The 24562-nt window shown below is 58.8% G+C and carries 13 protein-coding genes and 1 pseudogene; all 14 read left to right on the top strand.

All coding sequences use genetic code 11. From position 1 onward, the window contains the following. Positions 1–96 precede the first annotated feature (96 nt). Positions 97–807, top strand: a complete 711-nt coding sequence (gene queC, locus ACO9S2_RS16670; protein WP_423723536.1) for a 7-cyano-7-deazaguanine synthase QueC — start codon at positions 97–99, stop codon at positions 805–807. 23 nt (positions 808–830) lie between these two features. Then, positions 831–998: a hypothetical protein gene (locus ACO9S2_RS16665; protein WP_423723535.1), complete on the top strand. Its 168-nt coding sequence runs from the start codon at positions 831–833 to the stop codon at positions 996–998. Between the two features lie 7 nt (positions 999–1005). Further along, entirely contained in the window at positions 1006–1395 is a 390-nt protein-coding gene (locus ACO9S2_RS16660; protein WP_423723534.1) for a c-type cytochrome, read from the top strand. A 204-nt stretch (positions 1396–1599) separates the two neighbouring features. Beyond that, positions 1600–2436, top strand: a complete 837-nt coding sequence (locus ACO9S2_RS16655; RefSeq protein ID WP_423723533.1) for an SPFH domain-containing protein — start codon at positions 1600–1602, stop codon at positions 2434–2436. A 289-nt stretch (positions 2437–2725) separates the two neighbouring features. Then, the gene (locus tag ACO9S2_RS16650) at positions 2726–5125 is read left to right on the top strand and encodes a type I restriction-modification system subunit M (protein ID WP_423723532.1); all 2400 of its coding nucleotides are present in this window, start codon (positions 2726–2728) and stop codon (positions 5123–5125) included. Next, positions 5116–5646, top strand: a pseudogene (locus ACO9S2_RS16645) (restriction endonuclease subunit S); the annotation flags it as partial. The gene ACO9S2_RS16650 and the pseudogene ACO9S2_RS16645, both read left to right, overlap by 10 nt. Positions 5647–6001: 355 nt before the next feature. Continuing rightward, on the top strand, positions 6002–6367 hold the full coding sequence (locus ACO9S2_RS16640) for a restriction endonuclease subunit S (RefSeq protein WP_423723606.1): 366 nt from the start codon (positions 6002–6004) through the stop codon (positions 6365–6367). A 39-nt stretch (positions 6368–6406) separates the two neighbouring features. Next, positions 6407–7933: a DUF4062 domain-containing protein gene (locus tag ACO9S2_RS16635; RefSeq protein WP_423723531.1), complete on the top strand. Its 1527-nt coding sequence runs from the start codon at positions 6407–6409 to the stop codon at positions 7931–7933. Positions 7934–8126: 193 nt separating this feature from the next. After that, the gene (locus ACO9S2_RS16630) at positions 8127–11267 is read left to right on the top strand and encodes a type I restriction endonuclease subunit R (protein ID WP_423723530.1); all 3141 of its coding nucleotides are present in this window, start codon (positions 8127–8129) and stop codon (positions 11265–11267) included. Beyond that, positions 11267–11983 carry a M48 family metallopeptidase gene (locus ACO9S2_RS16625; protein WP_423723529.1) on the top strand — a complete coding sequence of 239 codons (717 nt, stop codon included), beginning with the start codon at positions 11267–11269 and terminating at the stop codon, positions 11981–11983. The genes ACO9S2_RS16630 and ACO9S2_RS16625 overlap by 1 nt, the downstream gene beginning before the upstream one ends. 725 nt (positions 11984–12708) lie before the next feature. Beyond that, positions 12709–13032: a hypothetical protein gene (locus ACO9S2_RS16620; RefSeq protein ID WP_423723528.1), complete on the top strand. Its 324-nt coding sequence runs from the start codon at positions 12709–12711 to the stop codon at positions 13030–13032. Positions 13033–13051: 19 nt separating this feature from the next. Next, a complete protein-coding gene (locus ACO9S2_RS16615) occupies positions 13052–13990 on the top strand; it encodes a hypothetical protein (protein WP_423723527.1) in 939 nt (312 codons plus the stop codon). Between the two features lie 439 nt (positions 13991–14429). Further along, complete coding sequence (locus tag ACO9S2_RS16610) at positions 14430–21590, top strand: putative Ig domain-containing protein (protein WP_423723526.1); 7161 nt, start codon at positions 14430–14432, stop codon at positions 21588–21590. 358 nt (positions 21591–21948) lie between these two features. Then, a partial coding sequence (locus ACO9S2_RS16605; protein ID WP_423723525.1) for a beta strand repeat-containing protein occupies positions 21949–24562 on the top strand: 2614 nt, incomplete at its 3' end.

Genomic DNA, 24562 nt, shown 5'->3' with positions numbered 1-24562 from the left:
CGCCCTGCCAGCGTGGCCGCGCTCACTCACATCCGGTTCTCTGGACCTTGATGCCGTCCTGCGTCCTGCGCAGACGGCGGCGGGAGTCACGTGCTTATGAGTGACGCGGGAGCTTCACCTCAACCTCAGCGTGCCGTCGTGCTGGCCAGTGGAGGCTTGGATTCCACGGTCACCGCGGCGATGGCCAAACAGGACGGGTTCGAGCTGTTCCTCCTGACGATCGCCTACCGGCAGCGGCACGCGATAGAGATCGAGCGGGCCCGGCAGGTCGCGGCCGCGCTAGGGGCGCAGAGCCATCTCGTTGTCGAGGTCGATCTCCGGGCCTTAGGCGGGTCGGCGTTGACCGATGAGCTGGCCGTGCCCAAGAATCGCCCGGACGGTGAGCGGGCAGCCGGCATTCCCATTACCTATGTGCCGGGGCGCAACCTCATCTTCCTGTCCCTCGCGGCCGCGCATGCGGAGGTGGTGGGGGCGGGCGTGATCTATTTCGGCGCCAACGTTCTCGACTATTCCGGCTATCCGGATTGCCGCCCGGAGTTCATTCGAGCGTTCGAGCAGGCGGTCGCGATGGGAACGAAAGCCGGGGTGGAGGGACGACGCATCGAGGTGCGGACGCCGTTGCTCATGCTGTCGAAGGCGGAGATCATTCAAGCCGGAACGAAACTGCACGTGCCCTTTGAACTCACGCACAGCTGTTATGATCCCGTTGGAACCGTCGCGTGCGGGCGCTGTGATAGTTGCCTGATTCGCAGGCAGGGGTTTGCAAAGGCGGGAGTTGAGGACCCCATCGCATATGCGGTAGGGTAGCCCTCGGCAGAAACGGAGTGGGCATGTCTCCTGAAGAGTTTTTCATGTATCTGACCATCGGATTGATCGTGCTGGTTCCGGTCGGCGCGCGAATGTACCGTCGTGTGACCCTGGCGAAGACCCAGGCGATGCTCAAGGAACAGTTCGGCCAGTCGCCGGCGCCACCCGATCAGACGTCTCGCAAAGGATAGACCGCATATGAAGATTTCCCGCTCCGTTGGACTTGCGCTGCTGCTCTTCTCCGTAGGCGTCGCGCCGGCCTGCAGCCAGGGGGAGCCGCCCGCGAAGCAGGTGAGCGGCGCGGTGCCGGCCGATCTGCAGCCGGGAGAAGCCAAATTCAAGGCGAACTGTTCCGCCTGCCATGGCGCGGCCGGAGTGGGGACCAGCCAGGGGCCGCCGCTCGTCCACAAAATCTATGAGCCGAATCACCACGGCGACGCCGCATTTCAGCGGGCGGCGGCCAATGGGGTGAAAGCGCACCATTGGGAATTCGGGAACATGCCCAAGATCGAGGGCGTCACCCCTGACGATGTGGACCAGATCATCAAGTATGTGCGCTGGCTCCAACATGAGGCCGGCGTGTTTTAACCCCATCTCCTGCATGCTGTTCCGCGCGATTCCCTCCGTTCTCTCTCACTGAATGCCGCCCTAGCAGCAGCGCCCGGCGCTGGTTTGACAGCCAGCCGGCGCGCTCCGTAAGGTATCTCCATGAGCAAGCGCGAGGGGGAGATGGGGGCCGGCCATTCAACCATGCCGTCTCTTGCGGGACGGGGCAATCCAGAGGAGGATGGTATGAGGAGTCTGATGCGAGGAATAGCGGGAATACTTCTGGCCGCCGTGATGGCCGGGGCCGGGACCGGGTGTGTGGCCATCGAAGCCGGGCATGAAGGGGTGGTGGTCGAGCAGCCGGCATTCTTCGGCCACGGCGGAGTCGATCCCGTTCCGATCAAGACGGGGCGTATCTGGGTCGCCCTGACGACCCAGGTCATTGATGTTGATGTCCGGCCGGTTCAATACGCAGAACACTTCGACATCATCTCGGCCGAGAATGCCCCCGTCTCGTTCGACGCCTTCCTGATCGCCAACGTCATCGAAGGCCGCTCGCCTGAACTGGTCAGCAAGTACGGGCCGCACTGGTATGTCAACAACGCCAAGGAAGCGTTCCGCACGTTCGTCCGGGAAGAAGTGCAAAAGTATCCGCTGTTCCAGCTGACGACCGATCCCACCACCAGACAGAAGTTGCAGGATGCCATCGCCAAAGAGGTCCAGACCAAGCTGATCGAGAAGCAGGGCATTCCGGTGCGCCTGAATCGCGTGGTCGTCGGCAGCATTCTCCCGCCCAAGGGCGTGGTCGAGCAGACCACCCAGACCATCATTCAAGAGCAGCGCAAGATCACCATGGTGGAGTTCCAAAAAGCCGAGGAGTCGCGTGAAAAAGCCGAGCGGCAGCGCGGCATTGCCGATCGTGCCTATCGGGAATCGTTGGGCCTGACCGCGCCGGAGTTCGTCGACCTGCGCCGCATCGAAGTGCAGAAGGAAATCGTGCAGCACTCCCCGTCGGCCCTGACCGTCATCATGGGGCTCGAGCGCGTCGGCATCAACCTCCCGCCGCTGGCGGCAGGCCAGTAGGCGTTCGCCTCTCCCCTCTACGGGACGCGGGCCGGACAGGCTTCCTTCCGGCCCGCCCCAGCCAGCCGCGTTTTCTCTAAACTCAGGACTGTGCACTTCCAATCGCCATTACCTGGAAGCCATCAGCTCTTTCCCCTTCTCCAACTCAGCACCAAGCACTCAACGCGCAGGACTGCCTTGGAGGACTCAGCGCTACTTTCTCCCTCACAAGAGGGCGTGATTTCTCGCGGGGAAAGGGGTATTCTTCGGCGCATTTTCCGCTCTGCTTATTCCGGGAATTGACTCTCCTATGGCGATTAAGAAATCCGAACTCTATTCCTTTCTCTGGTCCAGTTGTGATGTGCTCCGCGGCGGCATGGATGCGAGCCAGTACAAGGACTATGTCCTCGTCCTCTTGTTCATCAAATACGTCAGCGATAAATATGCCGACGTGCCGTATGCCCCGATTACCATCCCCAAGGGCGCGAGCTTCAAGGACATGGTGGCCCTCAAGGGCAAGCCGGACATCGGCGACCAGATCAATAAGAAGATCATCGCGCCGCTGGCGAACGCCAACAAGCTCTCCGACATGCCGGACTTCAATGATGCGAACAAGCTCGGCAGCGGCGATGAGATGGTCAAGCGGCTGACCGACCTCATCGCCATTTTTGAAGACAAGCGACTCGACTTCTCCAAGAACCGCGCCGAAGGCGACGACATTCTGGGCGATGCTTACGAATACCTTATGCGGCACTTCGCCACGGAGAGCGGCAAGAGCAAGGGCCAGTTCTATACGCCGGCCGAAGTCAGCCGCATCATCGCGCAGATCCTGGGGATTCGTGAGGCCAAGACCAGCCCGGACACCACCGTCTATGACCCTACATGTGGGTCCGGCTCTTTATTGCTGAAAGTCGCGGACGAAGCGCGCACGCCGGTGACCATCTACGGCCAGGAGAAAGACGCCACCACCGCGGGCCTCGCGCGGATGAACATGATCCTCCACAACAACCCCACGGCGTTGATCGCGCAGGGCAACACGCTGGCCGATCCCAAATTCAAGGACGGCGAGCCCCTCAAGACCTTCGACTATGTCGTCGCCAATCCACCTTTTAGCGACAAACGGTGGAGCACAGGCCTCGATCCGCTCAACGATCCCTACGAGCGGTTCCAGCCCTTCGGGGTGCCGCCCCACAAGCAAGGCGACTACGCCTACCTGCTCCACATCGTCCGCTCGCTCAAGAGCACCGGCAAAGGAGCCTGCATCCTGCCGCACGGCGTATTGTTCCGGGGCAATGTCGAGGCCGACATCCGCCGCAACCTGGTCCGCAAGGGCTATATCAAGGGCATCATCGGCCTGCCTGCCAATCTGTTTTACGGCACCGGCATTCCCGCCTGCATCGTGGTGGTGGACAAGCAGGAGGCCCACACCCGCAAGGGCATCTTCATGATCGACGCCAGCGCCGGCTTTATGAAGGATGGTCCCAAGAACCGCCTCCGTGCCCAGGATATTCATCAGATCGTAGATGTCTTCAACAGGCGCCTCGACGTGCCCAAATACTCCCGTATGGTGAGTGTGGACGAGATCGAAAAGAACGAGTTCAACCTCAACCTGCCTCGCTACATCGACAGCCAACAGGCAGAAGACCTGCAAGACATCGAAGGCCACCTGAACGGCGGCATCCCGCAAGCGGATGTGGACGCGCTTCAGCGGTATTGGGATGTGTGCCCCAAGCTCCGGCAGGCCCTCTTCAATGCCAACCGGCCCGGCTACCTCGACCTGGCCGTGGAGAAGTCAGCGATCAAGTCCGCGATCTACGAGCATCCTGAATTCGCCGCCTTCATCGGCAGGATGAACGCCCACTTCGCGACGTGGAAACAGAAGACCGCCAAATCGCTTCGTGGGCTGAAGAGCGGCTGCCATCCGAAGGAACTCATCGCTGCCCTGTCCGAAGATCTGCTCGCCCACTACGTCGGACAGCCGCTCATCGACAAGTACGATGTCTATCAGCACCTCATGGACTACTGGGCCGGGACCATGCAGGACGACTGCTATCTCATCGCCGCCGACGGCTGGAAGACCGAGACCTCCCGCATCATCGAGAAGGACAAGAAGGGCAAGGAGAAGGATAAGGGCTGGACCTGCGATCTCGTGCCCAAATCGCTCATCGTCGCCCGTTATTTCGCCAAGGAACAGGAGGCCATCGATCAGCTCACGACTGAATTGGAAGGTGTCACCGCCCGCCTCACTGAGTTAGAGGAAGACCAGGGTGGCGAGGAGGGGGCTTTCTCCGAACTCGATAAGGTGAACAAGGCCAACGTCGCCGCCCGGCTCAAAGAGATCGAGGGCGACAAGGACGCGAAGGACGAAGCAGCCGTGCTGAGCGACTGGCTGAAGCTCAACGGTGACGAGGCTGATCTCAAGAAGCGCCTCAAGGAAGCCGAGGCATCGCTCGACGCCAAGGCCTACGCCAAGTATCCGGCGCTCACAGAAGCCGAGATCAAGACGCTGGTCGTGGACGACAAATGGCTCGCCGCGTTGGATCGTGACATTCACGGCGAGATGGATCGCGTGAGCCAGCAGTTGACCCAGCGCGTGAAGGAACTGGCCGAGCGGTATGAGACCCCAATGCCGCAGATGGCCAATCGCGTGGCCGACCTGGAAGCCAAGGTGAACCGGCACCTGATCAAGATGGGGTTCTCGTGGAAGTAAGATCCGGCTACAAGCAGACGGAAGTGGGGGTGATCCCGGAAGACTGGAGCCAAACTACCATCCAAGACATCGCTACAAAGGTTGGGAGCGGGGTTACACCCACAGGTGGGAGCAAGCGGTATAAAGAATACGGCCGCCCTTTTGTGCGAAGCCAGAATGTCGGATGGGGTAGCCTACTACTTGACGACTTAGCTTTCATCGACGAGGAAACGCACAATGGTTTTCCTGCTACGGAATTGAAGAGCGGTGATGTTTTGCTAAACATCACGGGAGCCTCAATCGGTCGCACCGCTTTAGCTGATGAAATGCTAGTTGGCGGTAATGTAAATCAGCACGTTTGCATAATCAGGTCAGATGCAAACAAAGCGGTTCCCAAGTTCGTCAATCTGTTACTGCTTTCTGCATTAGGGCAACGTCAGATTGACAGTTTCCAAGCGGGCGGAAATCGGCAAGGACTAAATTTTTCTCAAATCAGTTCGATCAAACTCCCCCTCCCATCCACCAAGGCCGAACAAGAAGCCATTGCCGAGGCGTTAAGCGATGCGGATGCCCTCATCGAATCCCTGGAGCAACTCCTCGCCAAGAAGCGCCAGCTCAAACAAGGCGCCATGCAGGAACTCCTCACCGGCAACAAGCGCCTGCCGGGGTTCGAAAGTAAGCCAGGCTATAAGCACACCGAGGTGGGTGTGATTCCGGAGGATTGGGCTGTTAACCCTCTGGGGTCGTTCTGCGAAATTTCGGCTGGCCGCGATTTGGTCAAGGAAGATTTCTCTCCGACGCCTGACCACAGGCATGAGTTTCCAGTCTACTCCAATGCGCTAACAAACGGGGGGGCTCTACGGCTACTCGAAGTCCTACCAATATGGACCCGAAAAGATCACGGTCACGGCCAGAGGAGATGTTGGTCACGCGGTTTATCGCACTATACCCTTCTGCGCCATCGGCAGGTTGCTCGTTCTCTCCTCGACGTATCCGTGCGATCTCCGATTCGTCACTGAGTTTATAAACCAATCCGTCGATTTTGCGCTTGAGAGTACTGGTGTTCCACAGCTAACGGCACCTCAGATTTCAAAGTACACGGTCGCTCTTCCCCCCACGAAGACCGAACAAGAAGCCATCGCCGCCATCCTCTCCGACATGGACGCCGAGATCGCCGCGCTGGAAGCCAAGCTCGCCAAAGCCCGCCTCCTCAAGCAGGGCATGATGCAGGAACTGCTGACGGGGAGGATCAGACTGGTATGAGGTGGTAATCATGGTAGACGGCTGTCTACAGTGCCAGCGATGAAGCCGATCCGCATTTTTATCAGCAGCGTGCAGAAGGAGTTCGCGCAGGAACGGGCCGCCCTGCGGGATTATCTGCGCGGCGATGCGCTGATGCGCCGGTTCTTTGAGCCGTTTCTGTTCGAGGAGGTGCCTGCTGCCGATCGTCGGGCGGACGAGCTGTATTTGGATGAGGTGGAGCGGTGCGATCTCTACGTGGGTTTGTTCGGCAACGAGTACGGGGTTGAGGATGCCGAGGGTCTTTCGCCCACCCAGCGGGAGTTCGACCTGGCAACCCGCCTGCACAAACATCGGCTGATTTTCGTCAAAGGAGCCGACGACCGGCAGAAGCACCGGAAGATGCACGCGCTGATCCGGCAGGCCGGGGCGCAGGTGATCCGCCGCCGGTTCGTGAGCGCCGCCGAACTGATCGCCGGACTCTATGCCGCGCTGGTGCAGTACCTCGAACGCCGGGAGCTGATTCGCACTGGTCCCTTCGACTCGGCTCCCTGTCCGAAAGCCACCCTGGCCGATCTGAACGGGGAGCGGATGGCGTGGTTTCTGCGCCAGGCTCGCCGCGCCCGGGGCTTTCCCTTGCCGGAGGAGGCGACGCCGCAGGAGTTGCTGACTCATCTCAACCTGCTCGACGATGGACGCCTGACCCACGCCGCCCTGCTGCTCTTCGGCGCGCAGCCGCAGCGCTTTCTCCCTGCTTCCGAAGTGAAGTGCGCCCATTTCCACGGGACGGAGGTGGCCAAGCCGATTCCGTCCTATCAGGTCTACAAGGGCACGGTGTTCGATCTGATGGATCAGGCGGTGGACTTCGTGATGTCGAAGATTAATCTCTGGGTCGGCACCCGCGCGGCCGGCCCGCAGGCCCCGGTCGCGTATGAGATCCCCCGTGACGTGGTGGCGGAGGCCCTCGTCAACGCCGTGGCGCATCGCGATTACACCAGCACCGGCAGTGTGCAGGTCATGCTCTTCGCCGACCGGCTGGAAGTCTGGAATCCCGGCGCGCTGCCGCCCTCGCTGACGCTGGATATGTTGCGTGAGGCCCACGGCTCGGTGCCCGGTAATCCGCTCTTGGCGGAACCGCTGTATCTGACGAAATACATCGAGCGGATGGGGACCGGCACCGGAGATATGATCCGGCGCTGCCGGGAGGCGGGGCTCCCGGAACCGGAGTTTTCGCTGTCGGACGGGTTCGTCATCACCATCAGGCGCACGGTCCTGCAGAAAATCGGCGAAGTCAGGGGCCGGCCAGAGTCACAGCCAGAGTCGCGGCCAGAGTCACAGCCAGAGTCGCTGGAACGGCGGGTGCTGGGCTTGCTGTCCGGCGGTCCGTTATCCAAGTCTGAGTTGTCCAGGCGGTTGGGGCAGAAAGAAGTGTCGGGCCATCTCAATCAGGTGATCCGGATCTTGCTGGCCGATCAGACCCTGGAATACACCCGCCCGGAGAAGCCGACCAGCCGGTTGCAGAAGTATCGACTGACGGACAAAGGAACCGCCTTGCTGGCCCAAGCTCGCCGGAAAGACGAGCCGATATGAGTGTGCACGATGTTCGCGAGAAGCAAAGAGACGTACAGGGGACAAGGGAGACATTGAAAGGGCTCACAATCGGGTCATCCGAAACCTGCCATAAACCCGACAAACCCGTCATCCGGGAACCCGACATGAACCGGACAAAGCCGACATCGGTCATAGTGACACTGGTCAGGCTGAACAAACGGGAGTCAGCGCCATGAATACCGTCGGTCAACCTGAACGAGCCACGCAGAGCCGGGTGATCGCGCTGTTCTGCGACGAGCTGGGCTACCGCTACCTGGGTGACTGGACCGACCGCGATGGCAACAGCAATATCGAAGAAGGACTGTTGACCACCTACCTGACCAAGAACGGCTATTCCCCCGCACAGATCAGCCGGGCGCTGTACCTGCTGAAGACCGAAGCGGATAACCATAGCCGCAACCTCTACGGAAACAACCAGGCTGTCTACAAGCTGCTGCGCTACGGGGTGCCGGTCAAAATCGAAGCGGGCAAGGTTACGGAGACCGTTCATCTCATCAACTGGCACGAGCCGGGCAAGAACGACTTCGCCATTGCCGAGGAAGTGACGCTCAAGGGCAACCACGAGCGGCGGCCCGACCTCGTGCTCTACGTTAACGGCATCGCGGCCGGCGTGATCGAGTTGAAGAACAGCCGCGTGTCCATCGGCGACGGCATCCGGCAGAGCCTCTCCAACCAGCAGCCGGAGTTCAACGCCTGGTTCTTCAGCACGGTGCAATTCATCTTCGCCGGGAACGACTCCGAGGGCCTGCAATATGGCACCATCGGCACGCCGGAGAAATATTTCCTCAGATGGAAAGAGGAGGAGCAGGACAACCGCCGCTTCAAGCTGGACAAGTATCTGCTCAAGATGTGCGCGAAGGACCGGCTGATCGAACTGATGCACGACTTTGTGCTCTTCGACGGCGGGGTGAAGAAGCTGCCACGGGTGCACCAGTATTTCGGTATCAAGGCGGCGCAGGACTCTGTGCGCCAGCGCAAGGGCGGCATCATCTGGCACACCCAGGGCAGCGGCAAGAGTATCGTCATGGTGCTGCTGGCCAAGTGGATTCTCGAAAACAACCCTCACGCCCGCGTGGCCATCGTTACCGACCGCGACGAGCTGGATAAACAGATCGAACGAGTCTTTACCGAGGCGGGCGAGTCGATCACACGCACCAGCAGCGGCCGCGACTTGATGAGCCGGCTCGGCCAGGCGACGCCCCGCCTCATGTGCTCGCTGGTCCACAAGTTCGGGCGCAAGGACGTGGACGACTTCGACGCCTTCATCAAGGAGCTGGAGGCCCAGCCCAGCCGGACGGTGGGAGAAGTGTTCGTGTTCGTGGACGAGTGCCACCGGACGCAGAGCGGCAAGTTGCACCGGGTGATGAAGGCCCTCATGCCGAATGCCGTCTTCATCGGCTTCACCGGAACCCCATTGCTCGCGAAAGATCGAGCCACGAGTCTCGAAGTGTTCGGCCGGTACATCCACACCTATAAGTTCAGTGAGGGTGTGGAGGACGGGGTGGTGCTCGATTTGGTCTATGAGGCGCGAGACATCGACCAGCACCTGGGCTCACAAGAGAAGATCGACGCCTGGTTCGAGGCCAAGACCAAAGGGCTGAACGACTGGCAGAAAGACGAGCTGAAGAAACAATGGGGGACGATGCAGCAGGTGCTCAGCTCCAAAGCCCGCATGGACCGGGTGGTGAACGATATCGTCTTCGACTTCAGTGTGAAGCCGCGCCTCTCCAGCGAACGAGGGAACGCCATTCTCGTGGCATCGAGCATCTACGAGGCGACCAAGTATTTCGGGCTCTTCCAAAAGACGCCCTTCAAGGGCAAGTGCGCGGTGGTGACCTCCTATAACCCGCAGGCTCAGGATGTAACGAAGGAGGAAGTCGGCGCGAATACGGAAACCGACAAGCAGTTCATCTACAACACCTACATGGAGATGTTGACAGACATCGACCCGAAGCCGGGCATGACCAAAACGGAAACCTACGAGGAGCGGGCGAAGGCCCTCTTCACGAAGGAACCGGCCAACATGAAGCTGCTGGTGGTGGTGGACAAACTGCTCACCGGCTTCGACGCGCCGCCCTGTACCTATCTCTACATCGACAAGTCGATGCAGGACCACGGATTGTTCCAGGCCATCTGCCGGACCAATCGGCTCGACGGCGAAGACAAGGACTTCGGTTATATCGTGGACTACAAGGACCTGTTCAAGAAGCTGGTCAATGAGAAGGGCACCGGCGCGCTACAAGTCTATAGCTCCGAGCTGGATCACAGTGCCGGGGGAGTTGCTCCCGAGGTGCTGCTGCAAGACCGGCTGAAGAAAGGCAAGGAACGGCTCGACCATGCCCTGGAGACACTCGACCTCCTGTGCGAACCGGTGGAACCGCCGAAAGGAGAGCTGGAGCACATCCACTATTTCTGCGGGAACACGGAGAGCCCGGCCGATCTCCAGGAACGGGAGCCGCAACGGGCCGCACTCTACAAGGCGACGGTTGCCCTGGTGCGTGCCTACGCCAACATCGCCGATGAGCTGGAGCCAGCCGGCTACAGTGCGGCCGACATCGTCCGCATCAAGCAGCACATGGATCGGTATCTGAATGTCCGCGAGATTGTTCGCAAGGCCAGCGGGGAAAGCCTTGATCTCAAGGCCTACGAAGCCGATATGCGCCACCTCCTGGATACCTATATCGAGGCCGATGAGCCGAGAAAGATTTCCCCCTTCGATGAGATGCCCTTACTGGACCTGATCGTGAAGACTGGGATCGGGAATGCTATCGCCACGCAACTCGGTGGTTTGAGAGGCAACAAGGACGCGATTGCCGAGACTATTGAGAATAACGTCCGCCGCAAGATCATCAAGGAGCACCTAAGCGACCCCGCCTACTACGAGAAAATGTCGGCGCTGTTGGACGAAATTATCACCGCTCGCAAGGCCAAGGCCATCGAGTACGAGCAATACCTGAAACGCATCGCCGAACTTGCGAGGAAGGTGGAAGCTGGGCAGGCCGAGGACACGCCGGAGCCGCTCAAGAAGAGCCCGGCCCTGCGGGCGCTGTACAACAACTTGAAGAAGACGCAAGGAGCACCCCCGGAGGCAGATCGCGCGGCGGAAGCGCAGGCCGAATATCACGCTGCCGGCGACCCGACATTGCGGCTGGTGCTGAAGATCGATGAAGCGATTCGAAAGGTTCGGCCCGATGGCTGGCGCGGAGTCCAGGCACGCGAGCAAGTGATCAAACAGGCGTTGTACGACGTGCTGCGGGACGTGGCCGAGGTGGAACGTATCTTTCTCATCGTCAAGGCTCAGGCGGAATACTGATGATGGCACAGGTGCAGCTTGGCAATATCGCGGTGGATGTGGTGCTGAAGGACATCAAGAATGTCCATCTCAGCGTCTATCCTCCGAGCGGCAGAGTCCGAATCGCGGCCCCCTCGCGCATGAGCCTCGACACGATCCGTGTCTTCGCCATCTCCAAACTGGGCTGGATCAAGCAACAACAGAAGAAGTTGCGGGAGCAGGAACGGGAAACTCCCCGTGAATATCTGAATCGAGAAAGCCATTACCTCTGGGGCAAGCGCTACTTGCTCACGGTGCGGGAAGACAATCAGGCGCCGTCTATTGAGCTGAAGCACAGCCGGATCATTTTGCATGTGCGGCCGGAAACAGACAGGCAGAAACGACAGGTGTTGATTGATGAATGGTATCGCGAGCAGCTCAAGAAAGCTGTGCTTCCTCTCCTCGCCAAGTGGCAGCCACTCATGGGCGTGACTGTGAACCGCTTCTTCGTTCAACGGATGAAGACGAAATGGGGAAGCTGCAACCCCACGGCGCGTCATATCCGCCTGAACACGGAGTTGGCGAAGAAACCGCTGGAATGTCTTGAATACATCGTCGTACATGAGATGCTGCACCTATTAGAGCCCACTCATAACAGCCGCTTTACCGCCTTGATGGATCGCTTCATGCCGAAATGGCAGTTCCACCGCGAGGCACTCAAGCGGTTGCCGGTTCGTCACGAGACGTGGGGCTACTAAGCCGAGAGGAAATAGGACCGGGGCTTGCCGTCGCACATCCTGCGCGAGGCTAGCGGAAGTCTCTGATAGCTCCCCTCTTTGTTACTTCACCAGCCACACGCGGTAGGTCTTGGCGGACATGGGCTTGGCGATTGTGAGCACGGCGACGGCGCTGATACGCTGGACGGCGGCTCGGGCGACAACCAGCTGCTGGGCTGTCTCCGGTACGGACCGATCCCTTCAGCATTTTCGACACCCGCCTGACCGCCTCCCAAAATCTGCTGAGCCTCAGCCTGATTCAGCCGTGGCGCGCCTCCTCAATCGAGGTCTTGGCCAGACAGGCTGGGTAAGGTCTCTGTACGCATCCTGGGAAAGTAGCTTCCAGCAAGATAACGCCCGATGCGCCACAGGCCTGGCCATGGCTCTGCGGGTGACACTCGCGGCACGCGTCGTCCCCACATTGCAAGCTTTCTGGGAGTGAAGGGAGTGCGCTATGGACGGACGGGCCTCAGCCTTCTGCCGGGAGACTGGCCTGAAGGAACATGCGGCACCATCCTTGACTCATCGCGATGTAGTCCGTGGTCTTTAATATGCAACCATTCTGATCGTTACGGAGAGCTTGACGGATGGGCATGGATGTCGGTACATTCCGCTCGTTATTTGTTAGGAATGCAGATATATTGGAAGTATTTGTGGCTATGCAGGCGAGCGCCTCAACGCTAGGCTGGGAGAAGGAGTGGCTCAACATGAGCGATGCGAAAGACAAGGCCCTTCAATTGAATATCCGTTTGAAGCCAAGCGAGCCGACCGCGCATCCCAAGGCGACGAATTATACAAGTGTCGGCGTCTCCCAGGGCATCGCCTATGTGGATTTCGGCTTCATCGAGCCCGGGCTGCTTGGTGACATTGCGAAGACGGTGAAAGAAGGCCAGGCTGCACCAAAAGGATTGGAAGGCCATCTCGTCACCCGCGTGGCGATGGGGGTGGACGTGTTGGCGCGGTTGCATCAGCAGATTCAGCAAGTGCTGGTCAGCGTGCGTGATGCGCAGCAGTCGAGGCCGAAAGGCTAGGGCTAGAGAGGAGCGGCATATGGGCATTCACAAAGTGATTATGAGTTTCGGGCTGAGCATTGTGCTGGCAGGCGGCAGCGGCTGTGTCTCGCTCGCCGAGACGCCAGGTGAGCGGTTCGACCGGAGGATGAAGGAGTTTGCGGCCACCTGTGCTCAGGCAAAGTTGCAGCCTAATGATACCGCCTGTGACATTCTGGAACTCAAACCCGCCGATCCGCTTGCAACCGAGGAAGGCCGCTTTGCGCATAGCATCAAGATACCGAATCCAGTTCCGGCCGACAGCGGCTACAAGCCGGGCATGACCCCCGAAGAATACTTTAACCATCTTTGTAAGACCGAAGCAGGGGAGTTCATCTACAAGACGGTAGAGAATGTAGAAGGACTTTACATGATGCGGCCACGGGAGTCCGCTAAGAATGATTATCTTCTAGAGCATCTCTACGCAATGGAGGATCCATACGGGTTGGCTGTAGGGGTGAGAGACTCTCCTCAGGACTATTTTGTCCAGCCTGCAATAGGTAAATACCAATATCTCGAGAGCCCCTTGCCGCCATCCTCCAAGAGGGAGGCGCATCATCAGTATAGGCGGTATTACCGCGACGAGAAAGCGCATCCAGGAAGGCGGTTTAATACTGCAATCAATGGTCAGTTTGTTCATGTGCCTTATATCGTAGCCATGGCCGATGTTTCTATACTCCGAAGTCAGTACGGCTATACCTGGCGGGGCATTACCCGCCCGCATGATCGTGAACTTGGAATCGCGGGCGGAGAACTCATCATTCTGGATTTACAAAGCAATGAGGTGCTTGCAGTTAGACGGAGTTATGTCCGAAGTGGTTCTGTTCGGAATAGTCCAACTGGGGTTTGGTGGCTCACCGCTGGGAAATGTTCGAAAGAGTCTTTGAAGATGGACGCGCAATTCATAAATGAAGTGCTGAAGCCAGCTTCTCAAGAATAGGAGAAGCGCAATGAGTCAAGGGAATATTTCGACATGGCTCCAATTTGCGCTGCAGCAGATGGCTGCGGAATCATACCTTGATCAACTCACCTCTGGCAGGCAGTTAAAGGACATATTGACAGATGGCAATAACGACATCCGTGTGATTTCATCTGAGCTATTCTCTGGGAAAACACGATTCACGGATCAGTTAACCTCATATTTTGTTCCCACGCCTGGCTCATCAGCTAGATATCAGATTGTCGACCACCATGCCAACGACGCGAGCGGCTTTTCAGCCACTTTAATCTTTGACCGAGATACTAACAGTTACACTCTCTCCTTCCGGAGCACTGAGTATCGACATCAGAGTGAGGGGGGCGATTGGGAACGTGATGGGCTGTTTGCCGCCGACGGGGAAATTGGGGCACATGGATTTGCCTTCGGACAATTGGCTGCCATGGAGAGTTACTATCTTCAACTGAAGTCCAGCCAAAAGCTCCCCTCGGGTTCCACATTGAATGTCACAGGGTATTCGCTGGGCGGGCATCTGGCGACCGTGTTTACCGAGCTTCACGCTGCAGAGATCGATCACACCTATATCTTCAACGGAGCCGGACGGGGACATGTTGAGGGAGCGGATTCCAGTCTGGTTGCTGAGGAAGCGCGTATCCGGGCGATGTTGGATTATTTTCGCGTGGTCTTGAACGATCCCGATATGGCAAATCCCCGCTTCTCTCGGGACAGCCCTATTTACGATGCGGCAATAGTCAGCCATGCGGCCGATCCAGGATGGGATCCGTTTGATCAAGGGACTCCCAACTTCTACTCGGACCCTCGGTATCAGTGGGCCAAGGCGGCGACGCTGTGGCAATTTGATACTGAGGGAATCTCCAGTATCGAATTGACTACGAACTTTCTCGGAGAGCCGAGAGCGTCCGGGCCCTTCTCCAAGATTACAGCCCTGTATGGCTTAGCCGCGACGGGGGATCTCAACGTTGTCGCAAACTCTGGCGTCCATGCGGCTGGAGCGCAGCCCATCTTGATCGAAGGTCAACCTCAGATCGAAGGCGTCCTACTCTTCCAAGATCAAGCCGTCTTTGGCAACACACACTCCATCATTCTGATTGTCGACTCATTGGCAGTCCAGGAACTGATTCACACAATTGATTTCCGTTATGGCCAGGCCAGTGCCGAACTCTTAATCAAAGCTGCGTCGAATGCAAAGGCTCATGCAATCGCGCCATTGGTTACCCCGGGTTTGGTCGAAGGTGATTCGCTGGAGAGAACGGTTGATACCTTTCGCAAACTGTTTCTGGGGCCTACGCTTCCAGAGCCCTATCCGTTGCCGGTCGATTCTCAGGTGGGCGGATTTGGGAATTTAGCCAATCGCAATGAAATGTATGTCGCGATGGCCTCGGTTCGTCAGGCTCTGCAGGGCTGGCAGGAGGCCGGTGCGATCTTCACGCTTACTGACCTAACGGATATGTCGTCCCTGCAGAGCAGTGAGGCGACCAGCCCGGAAAACATTGCGCAAGCGGAGACGGCCCAAGGGCTGGCCTATCGGTATGCGCTGAAAGAATTGAACCCGTTTGCACTCTGGGCCGATGATGATCGTGTGACTGATGTGCTGTACGAAGCACACAATACGGCAGGCGAGTTGGACCTCTTCAATGAGGCCACCGGCACCGGCACATTGACTGCCCAATACCTGGCTGACCGGGCGCAGTTCTTGGCGGAGAAAATTGCACTTAATCTGGGAGATCGGGAGACCTCTTCCGGCAACATCCATTTCGCAGACTATGTCGTGGGTAATGATGATGCGATCAGTCAGATTCGCTATCAAATCGAAACCGGCGGGAATATTCAGACGCACCAGGAATTTCTTTTTGGCTCCAATGGGCTTGATCGATTGGAAGGTGGCAGCAACGAGGACCATCTCTATGGCGGGGGCGGGGTGGATCTACTCATCGGCAACGGAGGAAACGATTATCTGCAGGGCGATGGCGGTGGGGATCAACTCGATGGCGGCGCGGGGATCGATAGGCTCCTGGGTGGCGTCGGGAACGATATCCTCGAAGGGGGAAGTGAAAACGATACGCTCGATGGAGGACTCGATAACGATACTCTGAAAGGCGGTGAAGGGCTGGATCGGTACATTTCCAACTTCGGGGCTGACAGCATTGAGGATTCCGACGGCAAAGGGGTGGTGGAGTTCGACAACAAGATCCTGGTCGGCGGGTTACGCCGCAATGGCGAACCGGCCAACGTCTTTCACTGTGCCGATGGGACGCTCACGTTCACAATAATTGGGACCGATCTCCAGGTCACCGGGTCGGGGTTCCTGACGATCAAGAATTTTGTTAATGGCCAGTTTGGGATTCGATTGGTCAGTGAAGCCGACTCTACTCCTGCGATCCGTACCGAGTTCCAGAAAGTGGATCACTTTATTCAGGTGGGCAATTTGCCCGACGGCACGCCCATTTATGAGCCGGTCTATGCCGCGTTTTTCGATGACAATGGCAATGATACGAGGAACACAGCCCCCATCGGCGGTTTAATCCCCGGGATCGGTGAGGAGCACAATCTGATCTATGCGTTGGGAGGAAACGACTTCGTTCTCAGCGGCATGGGGGACGATCAGCTGTATGGCGGTGGGGGAAACGACGAGATCTATGGTGGTCTCGGTAACGATCGCCTATACGGCGGGGCCGAGGACGATCAGCTCTACGGGGACGATGCCGCGGGTTCGACCGGTGGCGGGAATGATTATTTGGACGGCGGTGAGGGGAATGATGCGATACAGGGCGGCGCGGGACGGGACATCGTCCTGGGTGGAGGCGGTAACGATCAATTGGAAGGGGACGATCCAGATTCCATTCAGTTGGGGATCTACGGCAACGATTACTTGGATGGGGGAGACGGCGATGAGGAGCTGCACGGTGGGGGTGGCGCCGATGTACTCATAGGAGGGGCGGGGAACGACTTTCTTCTAGGGGATGCGGCGATATCGCAAGGGGGGACTCCTGATGCCGGCGGGGGTGATTCCCTGGATGGCGGCAGCGGCAATGATTGGCTCGACGGACAATTTGGCGACGATCTGCTGGTTGGCGGGCTCGGCCAGGATACGTTGAATGGGGGGGACGGGGCTGATGTCTTGCTCGGTGGGGATGGAAACGATCAACTCTCGGGAGATCTTCGATTTGAGTATGCGGTAACGGAACTTGTGTTTGCGATGTCCGAGTATCGTGGCGCAGGAGGGGCGGATTGGTTGATCGGTGGGCAAGGGTTCGACTATTTGACCGGTGGGGACGGCGCAGACATCCTTGAAGGAAATGACGATAACGATGTGCTGTTCGGTGATTATGATCCGAGCAGGATTCCAGTAGGATTTGGCGCGGCGCTCCACGATGTCGGCGGGAACGATATTTTAGACGGTGGTGCGGGTGCGGATGCGCTGTATGGAGGGGTGGGGGACGATGATCTTGATGGCGGCTCGGGAGATGATTCGCTTGAAGGCGGGACCGGAGCCGACATTCTCCTTGGTGGAGTCGGGAACGATACGCTCGAAGGAGAAGCGGGCAATGATTTTCTTGATGGTGGGGCCGGGATCGATCGGCTGGATGGGGGAGCGGGGTTCGATACGATTTATGGGGGGGAAGGAGACGACCGTCTGGAGGCTGGTTCTCGAACGATCGGGAGTTCGGGCAGTCAGACGTTTTCGGTTGCCGCATTTAGCAGTGAACCGGTCAGCGAGGGGGCGGAGTTGCTGCTGGTTTCAGAGCCCGCCGGCGTCGATCAGCTATTCGGGGACGCTGGGAATGATGATTTGATCAGCGGAAACGAGAATCTGGATACGGACGATAGCCTGCTTGCGGGAGGACCCGGCGACGATACATACGAAGTCGATAGTCCCGGTGATGTGGTGGTCGAATCTGCTGAGGGCGGGAATGATACGGTCATCAGTTATATCAGCCACAGGCTTTCCGACCACGTTGAGAATCTCGCTCTCCGCGGTTTGATGACGGCCGGCGTGGGGAACAATCTCAATAATGTAGTGACGGGTGGTAATTGGCTTGAGGGACTAGCAGGGGATGACGTCTTAACTGGCGCTGGCCGTCTCGACGGTGGAGTGGGCGACGATGTGTTGCACGGGCAGTCCGGCATCTCGTTCTTCAACGACGACACGGGGCAACTCGAGTATCTGGCCAACACCTATATATTTCGACTGGGGGACGGTCGCGACACGATTCAAGAGAATGATGCTCTCTTCAATTCTGCATATTACCAGAATGAGGACACGGTGCTGTTTGCGGATGGTCTTGCGCCCTCCGATGTCACATGGGAGCGAGCGGGCAACGACCTCAACCTACACATCGGTGGGGGGGCGGACCAGATTACGGTGGTCTCGTTTTACGACCTGCGGCTAGACCGCGGGGGCTATCTGTTGACTGGAGCCTATATGCCTTCTGATGGGGAGGTTTTTACGCCGGGCGGTGGGTTGTCCGCCTACGTGGCCCCTTCGCGCGTGGAGCGTATGCAGTTCTCCGATGGCACGGTCTGGAACGCCGATCATTTCGGTGCGCCGCTCCTCGGTGATTTTCGTGCGAACACATATCGCTTTGGACGAGGATCCGGCGAGGTTGCCGTGTTGGATCTGGACGTGACCCAATCGAATCTCGACCGGGAGCAGGATCGGATTCTGATCGGGGCGGGTGTCTCGCCGGGCGAAGTGACCCTTGCGCGCACGAACGGAGACGATTTGGTGTTGTCGATCGACGGCACGAACGATCGTCTCACGATTCAATCTTTTTTCAAGACCGTGGGCGTCACTCCACCGTTTTCCTCCAGCGGGTATTCGGCGGCCGCCTATCGGGTTGAGCAGGTTCAGTTTGCCGATGGCACGCTCTGGACGGTCAGTGACTTGTTCAATCGCATCTCCACATTTGCGGGGACTTCTGGCCCCGATACCTTGTTTGGGAACCCATTGGACAATCTTATCCAGGGCTTGAGCGGCGACGACTATCTGTCCGGCCAGGATGGCGACGATAGACTCGATGGCGGCGCCGGGAACGATCGCCTGGTTGGCGATGCGGGGGACGATATCTACATATTCGGTCGAGAGGGGGGGCAGGATATTCTCGTCAGCTACGATGCGTCCGGGACTAACACGGATGTAGTTCGCTTGGGGGCAGACGTCCTGCCGTCCGATGTGACGATTCAGGTGGTGGGCAGTAGCAATGATCTGGTGGTGCGTATCAATGGCACCGCCGATCAGCTTCTGCTGGATGAGTTTCTGTGGCGGTCCGAATACCAGATCGATCGGTTGATCTTCGGCGACGGGACAGTCTGGGATACTGGGATGATTCTTGGTCGGGCAATCGGCCTTACCCTGACGGGAACGGAGGCTGATAACGCATTGCGTGGGTCGGTGCTTGATGATGTCCTGGTCGGTCTAGGCGGCAACGATGTGTTGGTCGGCAACGCGGGTGATGACCAGTTGGCCGGTGGGCTCGGAGATGACATTCTGTCAGGAGATGAAGGGCACGATACCTATCTGTTCACCCCCGGCGACGGGATCGATACGATCTATGACGATGTCACGCTTGGAGGAGCCAATCGCATTCTCTTTGGATTAGGGATTGGCTCAGGAGATCTCGTCTTCCTCCAAGCTGGAACGACGCTCACGATTACCGTGGGAAGTGGAGGCGACCGAATCGTTCTCGAAGATTTCGATCCCTTGAATCAAGATGGTTCGCTGGTGGTTTCGACACTCGAGTTTGCCGATGGGAGTGTCGTGGACCTGGCAGAGCTGTTTCCCCCAAACCAGGCACCGATGCTGTCAGTGCCGCTGGTTGATCAGACCGTCCGGGAGCACGTGCCCTTTACGTTCGTCGTGCCCCCCGGTGCTTTTGCCGATAACGATCCAAGTGATGTGCTGACGTTGAGCGCGAGCTTAGCCGATGGCATGGCCTTACCGGCATGGCTCGCGTTTGATCCGGCGACAGCGACGTTCAGCGGCACCGCGGATGATGCGCATGTCGGCAGCCTCGATCTGCGGGTGACGGCAACCGATAGCGGGAATCTCACCGCATCTGATGTTGTTACCCTCACGGTTATGAACGTGAATGAGGCCCCGACGGTGACGACTCTGCTGGCCGATCAGATCGCCGTGGAAGATGCGGCCTTCTCGTTTACGATTCCTGCCTCTACGTTTGTGGATGTGGATCGCGTGCAAGGGGATCAGCTGTCCTATAGCGCCACTCTCGCCGATGGGAGTCTCCTTCCCACATGGCTGAGTTTCGATCCAATCAGTCGTACCTTCAGCGGCACGCCGGACAATAATAACGTGGGGACGCTGGCCCCGGCGGTGACGGCGACCGACCAGGGCAACCTGAGTGCCTCGACCGGTTTCAGTCTGGTCATTCAGAATGTGAACGATGCGCCGACCGTCGCGATGCCGATCGCCGATCAGACGGCGGCCGAAGACGACCCGTTCTTGTTCACGGTTCCCGGCACTACCTTTGCCGACGCCGACGTGATCCATGGCGATATGCTGACCTACAATGCGACGCTCGCCGATGGGAACCCGTTGCCGGCCTGGTTAAGCTTCAATCCGACCACGCGCACCTTCAGCGGCACGCCGGACGCAGGCAATGCCGGCACCATGCTGGTAGAGGTCACGGCGAGTGATGCGGGTTACCTCAGTGCGAGAGACGAATTTGCCATCGCGATCTCCGGTCCCTTACCTAAAACATTCGTCGGGACGGAAGGCAACGATGTGCTGACTGGTGCCCGCGGCGACGATACTCTCAGCGGTCTGGGCGGCACTGATGTGCTGTCTGGCGGGGAGGGGAACGATCTACTTGACGGTGGCCGTGGGGCGGATGCCATGACAGGAGGAAAGGGCGATGACATTTATATCGTGGATGTCATCGATGATGTCGTAACCGAACTCGCGAGCGAGGGGACGGACACGGTTCGCACCGGGCTTCTGACTTATACGCTCGGCAGCCATATCGAGAATTTGACCTTGACGGGGTCTTCCACAAGTGCCGGGGCTGGGAATGCGTTGAATAACCTGTTGCTCGGTAATGAGGGAGCGAATCTGCTGCTCGGCGGAGACGGGAACGATGTCCTGCAAGGCGGGGGCGGGAGCGATGTTCTGGAAGGTGGCGCGGGCGTCGATACCCTGGCCGGCGGGGCTGACAATGACATGCTCATGGGAGGGGTCGGCAACGACGTGTATCGGTTCTATCGCGGCGACGGGCAGGACGCCATCCGCGACAAGGATACCACCGCCGGTAACAGCGATCGACTGGCGTTTGGAACCACGATCAATCCGTTGGATCTGGTGCTGGAACGCCAAGCGAACGATTTGCGCCTGCAGATCCACGGAGCGAGCGAGGGGGTTACGATTCAAAATTGGTACAGTGCGGGCGCCACCAATCAAATTGAGACGCTGCAAGCAGGTAATGGACAAATTCTACTCAATACCCAGGTGGAGCAGCTGATCCAGGCGATGGCGAGCTTCTCGCAGCAGACGGGGCTCACCTGGGATCAAGCGATCGATCAGCGGCCGCAGGACGTACAAGCAGTCTTGGCTGCCAGTTGGCAGTAGCCGGCGATTGCCGACATCGCCACCGAGCGAACCCTGCAATCTGGCTTCACGAATTGCTCGTCTCCCGTCCAACCTCTCGTTCAGACGGTGGGACAGAACGCGGTTCCACAGTGTCTCCATTTCGGCTGTGGATGTTTGCGGCAGTCGACTCTTATGCAGTTGGGGCATTACGCCCCTCTTTCCGAGCGTCCCAATCGGGCCATCCAAAGAAGCGGTCACTAAGCATCGATATTTCGGCAGATATCATCCCTCTAGTCCACGGCACTAGCATTGCACCCAAAATAACGCGACGCATTAGGACAGGAAGGAGTTCAAGCGCATCCTATTCACGGCATGATACGAATGGGGGGGATAGCTTATGGCACTCATTACCGGCTCAACCACTGTCGACTGGTCTGGCATCGCGCTGCAGGCTCCCACTGATCTCCAACAGGCGTTCAACGAATTTGCAACTCGGTTCGATCAAGTAGGCACAGCAATCGACAACGGTTGGTTCCATTTTAACTCGCCACCCACTTCGACATTTCTTTCAGTAACACTGGATGCCCCCGCACCGGATGCCGGGGCAATAGTAACAGCGAGCGGGTCCGGATTCTTTGGCCTGAATGACCCGGTCATCAACGCGTTCACCTACCGCAATCCCTCCACCGGCGATGTTATGCGTTTCACCGGTACCATTGATGGCGTCGGCAATGAAGTCGTCACCAGTCTCACGATTGGCATCCCGGGCTATGAAGCAACGATTATCGGCAACATCCTGGTAGATCCAAACGGTAATGCATCGGGGAGCATCACGCAGTTGCAGCAAACGATTGGTGCTACCAAAGCGACACTCAAGGGCAGCTTAGTCCTGTCCGGGGATGACATTAGCGGAACTGTCACCCAGATCTCGGTTCTGTCGGGAGCCAACACGATCTCAATGAGCGGACTGTCGGTGCCATATAGTGCACTTGAAACAGTTACCACGGCCAATGACCTTTTTTCCGTGGTCGGCAGCCTGATGCCGGGCAATGACACGATCACCTATACCAATAACTCGGGTGTCGGGATGACGTTCTCCGGCGGTGCCGGGAACGATACGATCACCATCAGCGGACCCAACGCGGACACGCTGAATGGCGGCGCCGGGAATGATATTTTAAATGGCGGGGCGGGCGACGATACGCTGCACGGCGAGGATGGCAATGATGTGTTCCTGATCGGGAGGGCCGCTGAGCATGGCGTGGGCGAGGTGATTGACGGGGGCGCGGGTAGTGATGTCATTCGCTTCACCAGCACTAGCGCCGGCGAGACTCTGATTACAGCTCCGGGAGTCACGGCGGTTGAGGGTGTGGTGATTGGAACGGCCGCGGGCGTGACCACGGGCATCACTGCTCTTAATGTGGACGCTTCTGCCATGGGTAGTGGTCTGTCTCTCACCGGCAACAATGGCGCCAACGCGCTCACTGGCACTGGCTTCAACGACGTGTTGACCGGTAATGCCGGCACCGACAGTCTCACTGGCGGGGCGGGGAACGACACGCTCAACGGGGGGCTGGGCGCTGACAGCATGACCGGGGGGCTGGGCGACGATACTTACGTGATTGACAACCTCGGTGACAGCCTCACCGAGCTGGCCGGCGAAGGCACCGACACGATTCACATCAACCGCAGCGTCGATCTGACCCTCGCTCCCTTTACGGAGATCGAAAACGTGCAACTGACCGGGGCGGGGGCGATCAACGCCACCGGGGACGGCGGCGACAACCTCCTCGCCGGCAACAGCGCCGCCAATATTCTCAATGGCGGAGAGGGCACCGACACGCTCACGGGCAATGCCGGGAACGACCTCCTCAACGGCGGGACGGGCGACGATGCCATGGCGGGCGGGGCGGGCAATGACACCTATGTGGTGGACAGCCTGGGCGACACCGTCATTGAAACGCTGGCGGGCGCCGCAGGGGGAGTGGACCTGGTGCAGAGTGCGGCGGCAAGTTTTACGCTGGGCGACAACATTGAGAAACTGACCCTTCTGGGCGGCGCCGACAGCACCGGCACGGGCAATGCGCTCGCCAACATTCTCACGGGCAACAGCGGTCACAACACGCTCTCCGGCCTGGCCGGCAACGACACGCTGATCGGGGGGCTGGGCAACGATACCCTCGATGGCGGGGCCGGTACGGACACCATGGTCGGAGGTCTGGGGGACGACACCTACACGGTGGACCTCGCGACCGACGTGGTCAGCGAAGCGCTGAACGCGGGCACGGACACGGTAGTCGCCTCGCGGAACTACGCGCTGGGCGCCAACCTGGAGAACCTGGCGCTCGCGGGGAGTGCCAATCTCACCGGCACGGGCAATGCGCTCAATAACATTCTGACGGGCAACAGCGGCCATAACACGCTCTCCGGATTGGCGGGCACCGACACGCTCACTGGCGGCGCGGGCAACGATACCCTCGATGGGGGGCTGGGGCAGGATACCGTCACCGGGGAGGCGGGCGATGACCGGATCACGATGCTGGTCACGGCCGGCAACGGGGATAGCATCGATGCCGGCGCGGACAGCGACACCCTGGTCCTCAGTGGGATTGTCCCGGGGAACCATATCGTAGAGGTGGATCTCTCCTCGACGACCGACCAGGTGGTGTCAATCGGGGGCGCACCAGACGCCCTCGCGCAGATCAGCTTCGAGAACCTCGATGCGTCGGGGATCGGCAGTTTTGTGACCGTCATTGGGAGCGCTGGCGACAACGTCATTATCGGCTCGACCGGCACCGACAGTCTCAATGGTGGCGCGGGCAACGACACGCTCAACGGTGGGCTGGGCGCCGACAGCATGACCGGGGGGCTGGGCGACGATACCTACGTGATTGACAACCTCGGTGACAGCCTCACCGAGCTGGCCGGCGAAGGCACCGACACGATTCACATCAACCGCAGCGTCGATCTGACCCTCGCTCCCTTTACGGAGATCGAAAACGTGCAACTGA

Source organism: Nitrospira sp. NS4 (assembly GCF_049546785.1).
Lineage (GTDB): Bacteria > Nitrospirota > Nitrospiria > Nitrospirales > Nitrospiraceae > Nitrospira_D.
The sequence above is the reverse complement of the archived record's forward strand: the minus strand, read 5'-3'. Positions and strand labels throughout refer to the sequence as shown.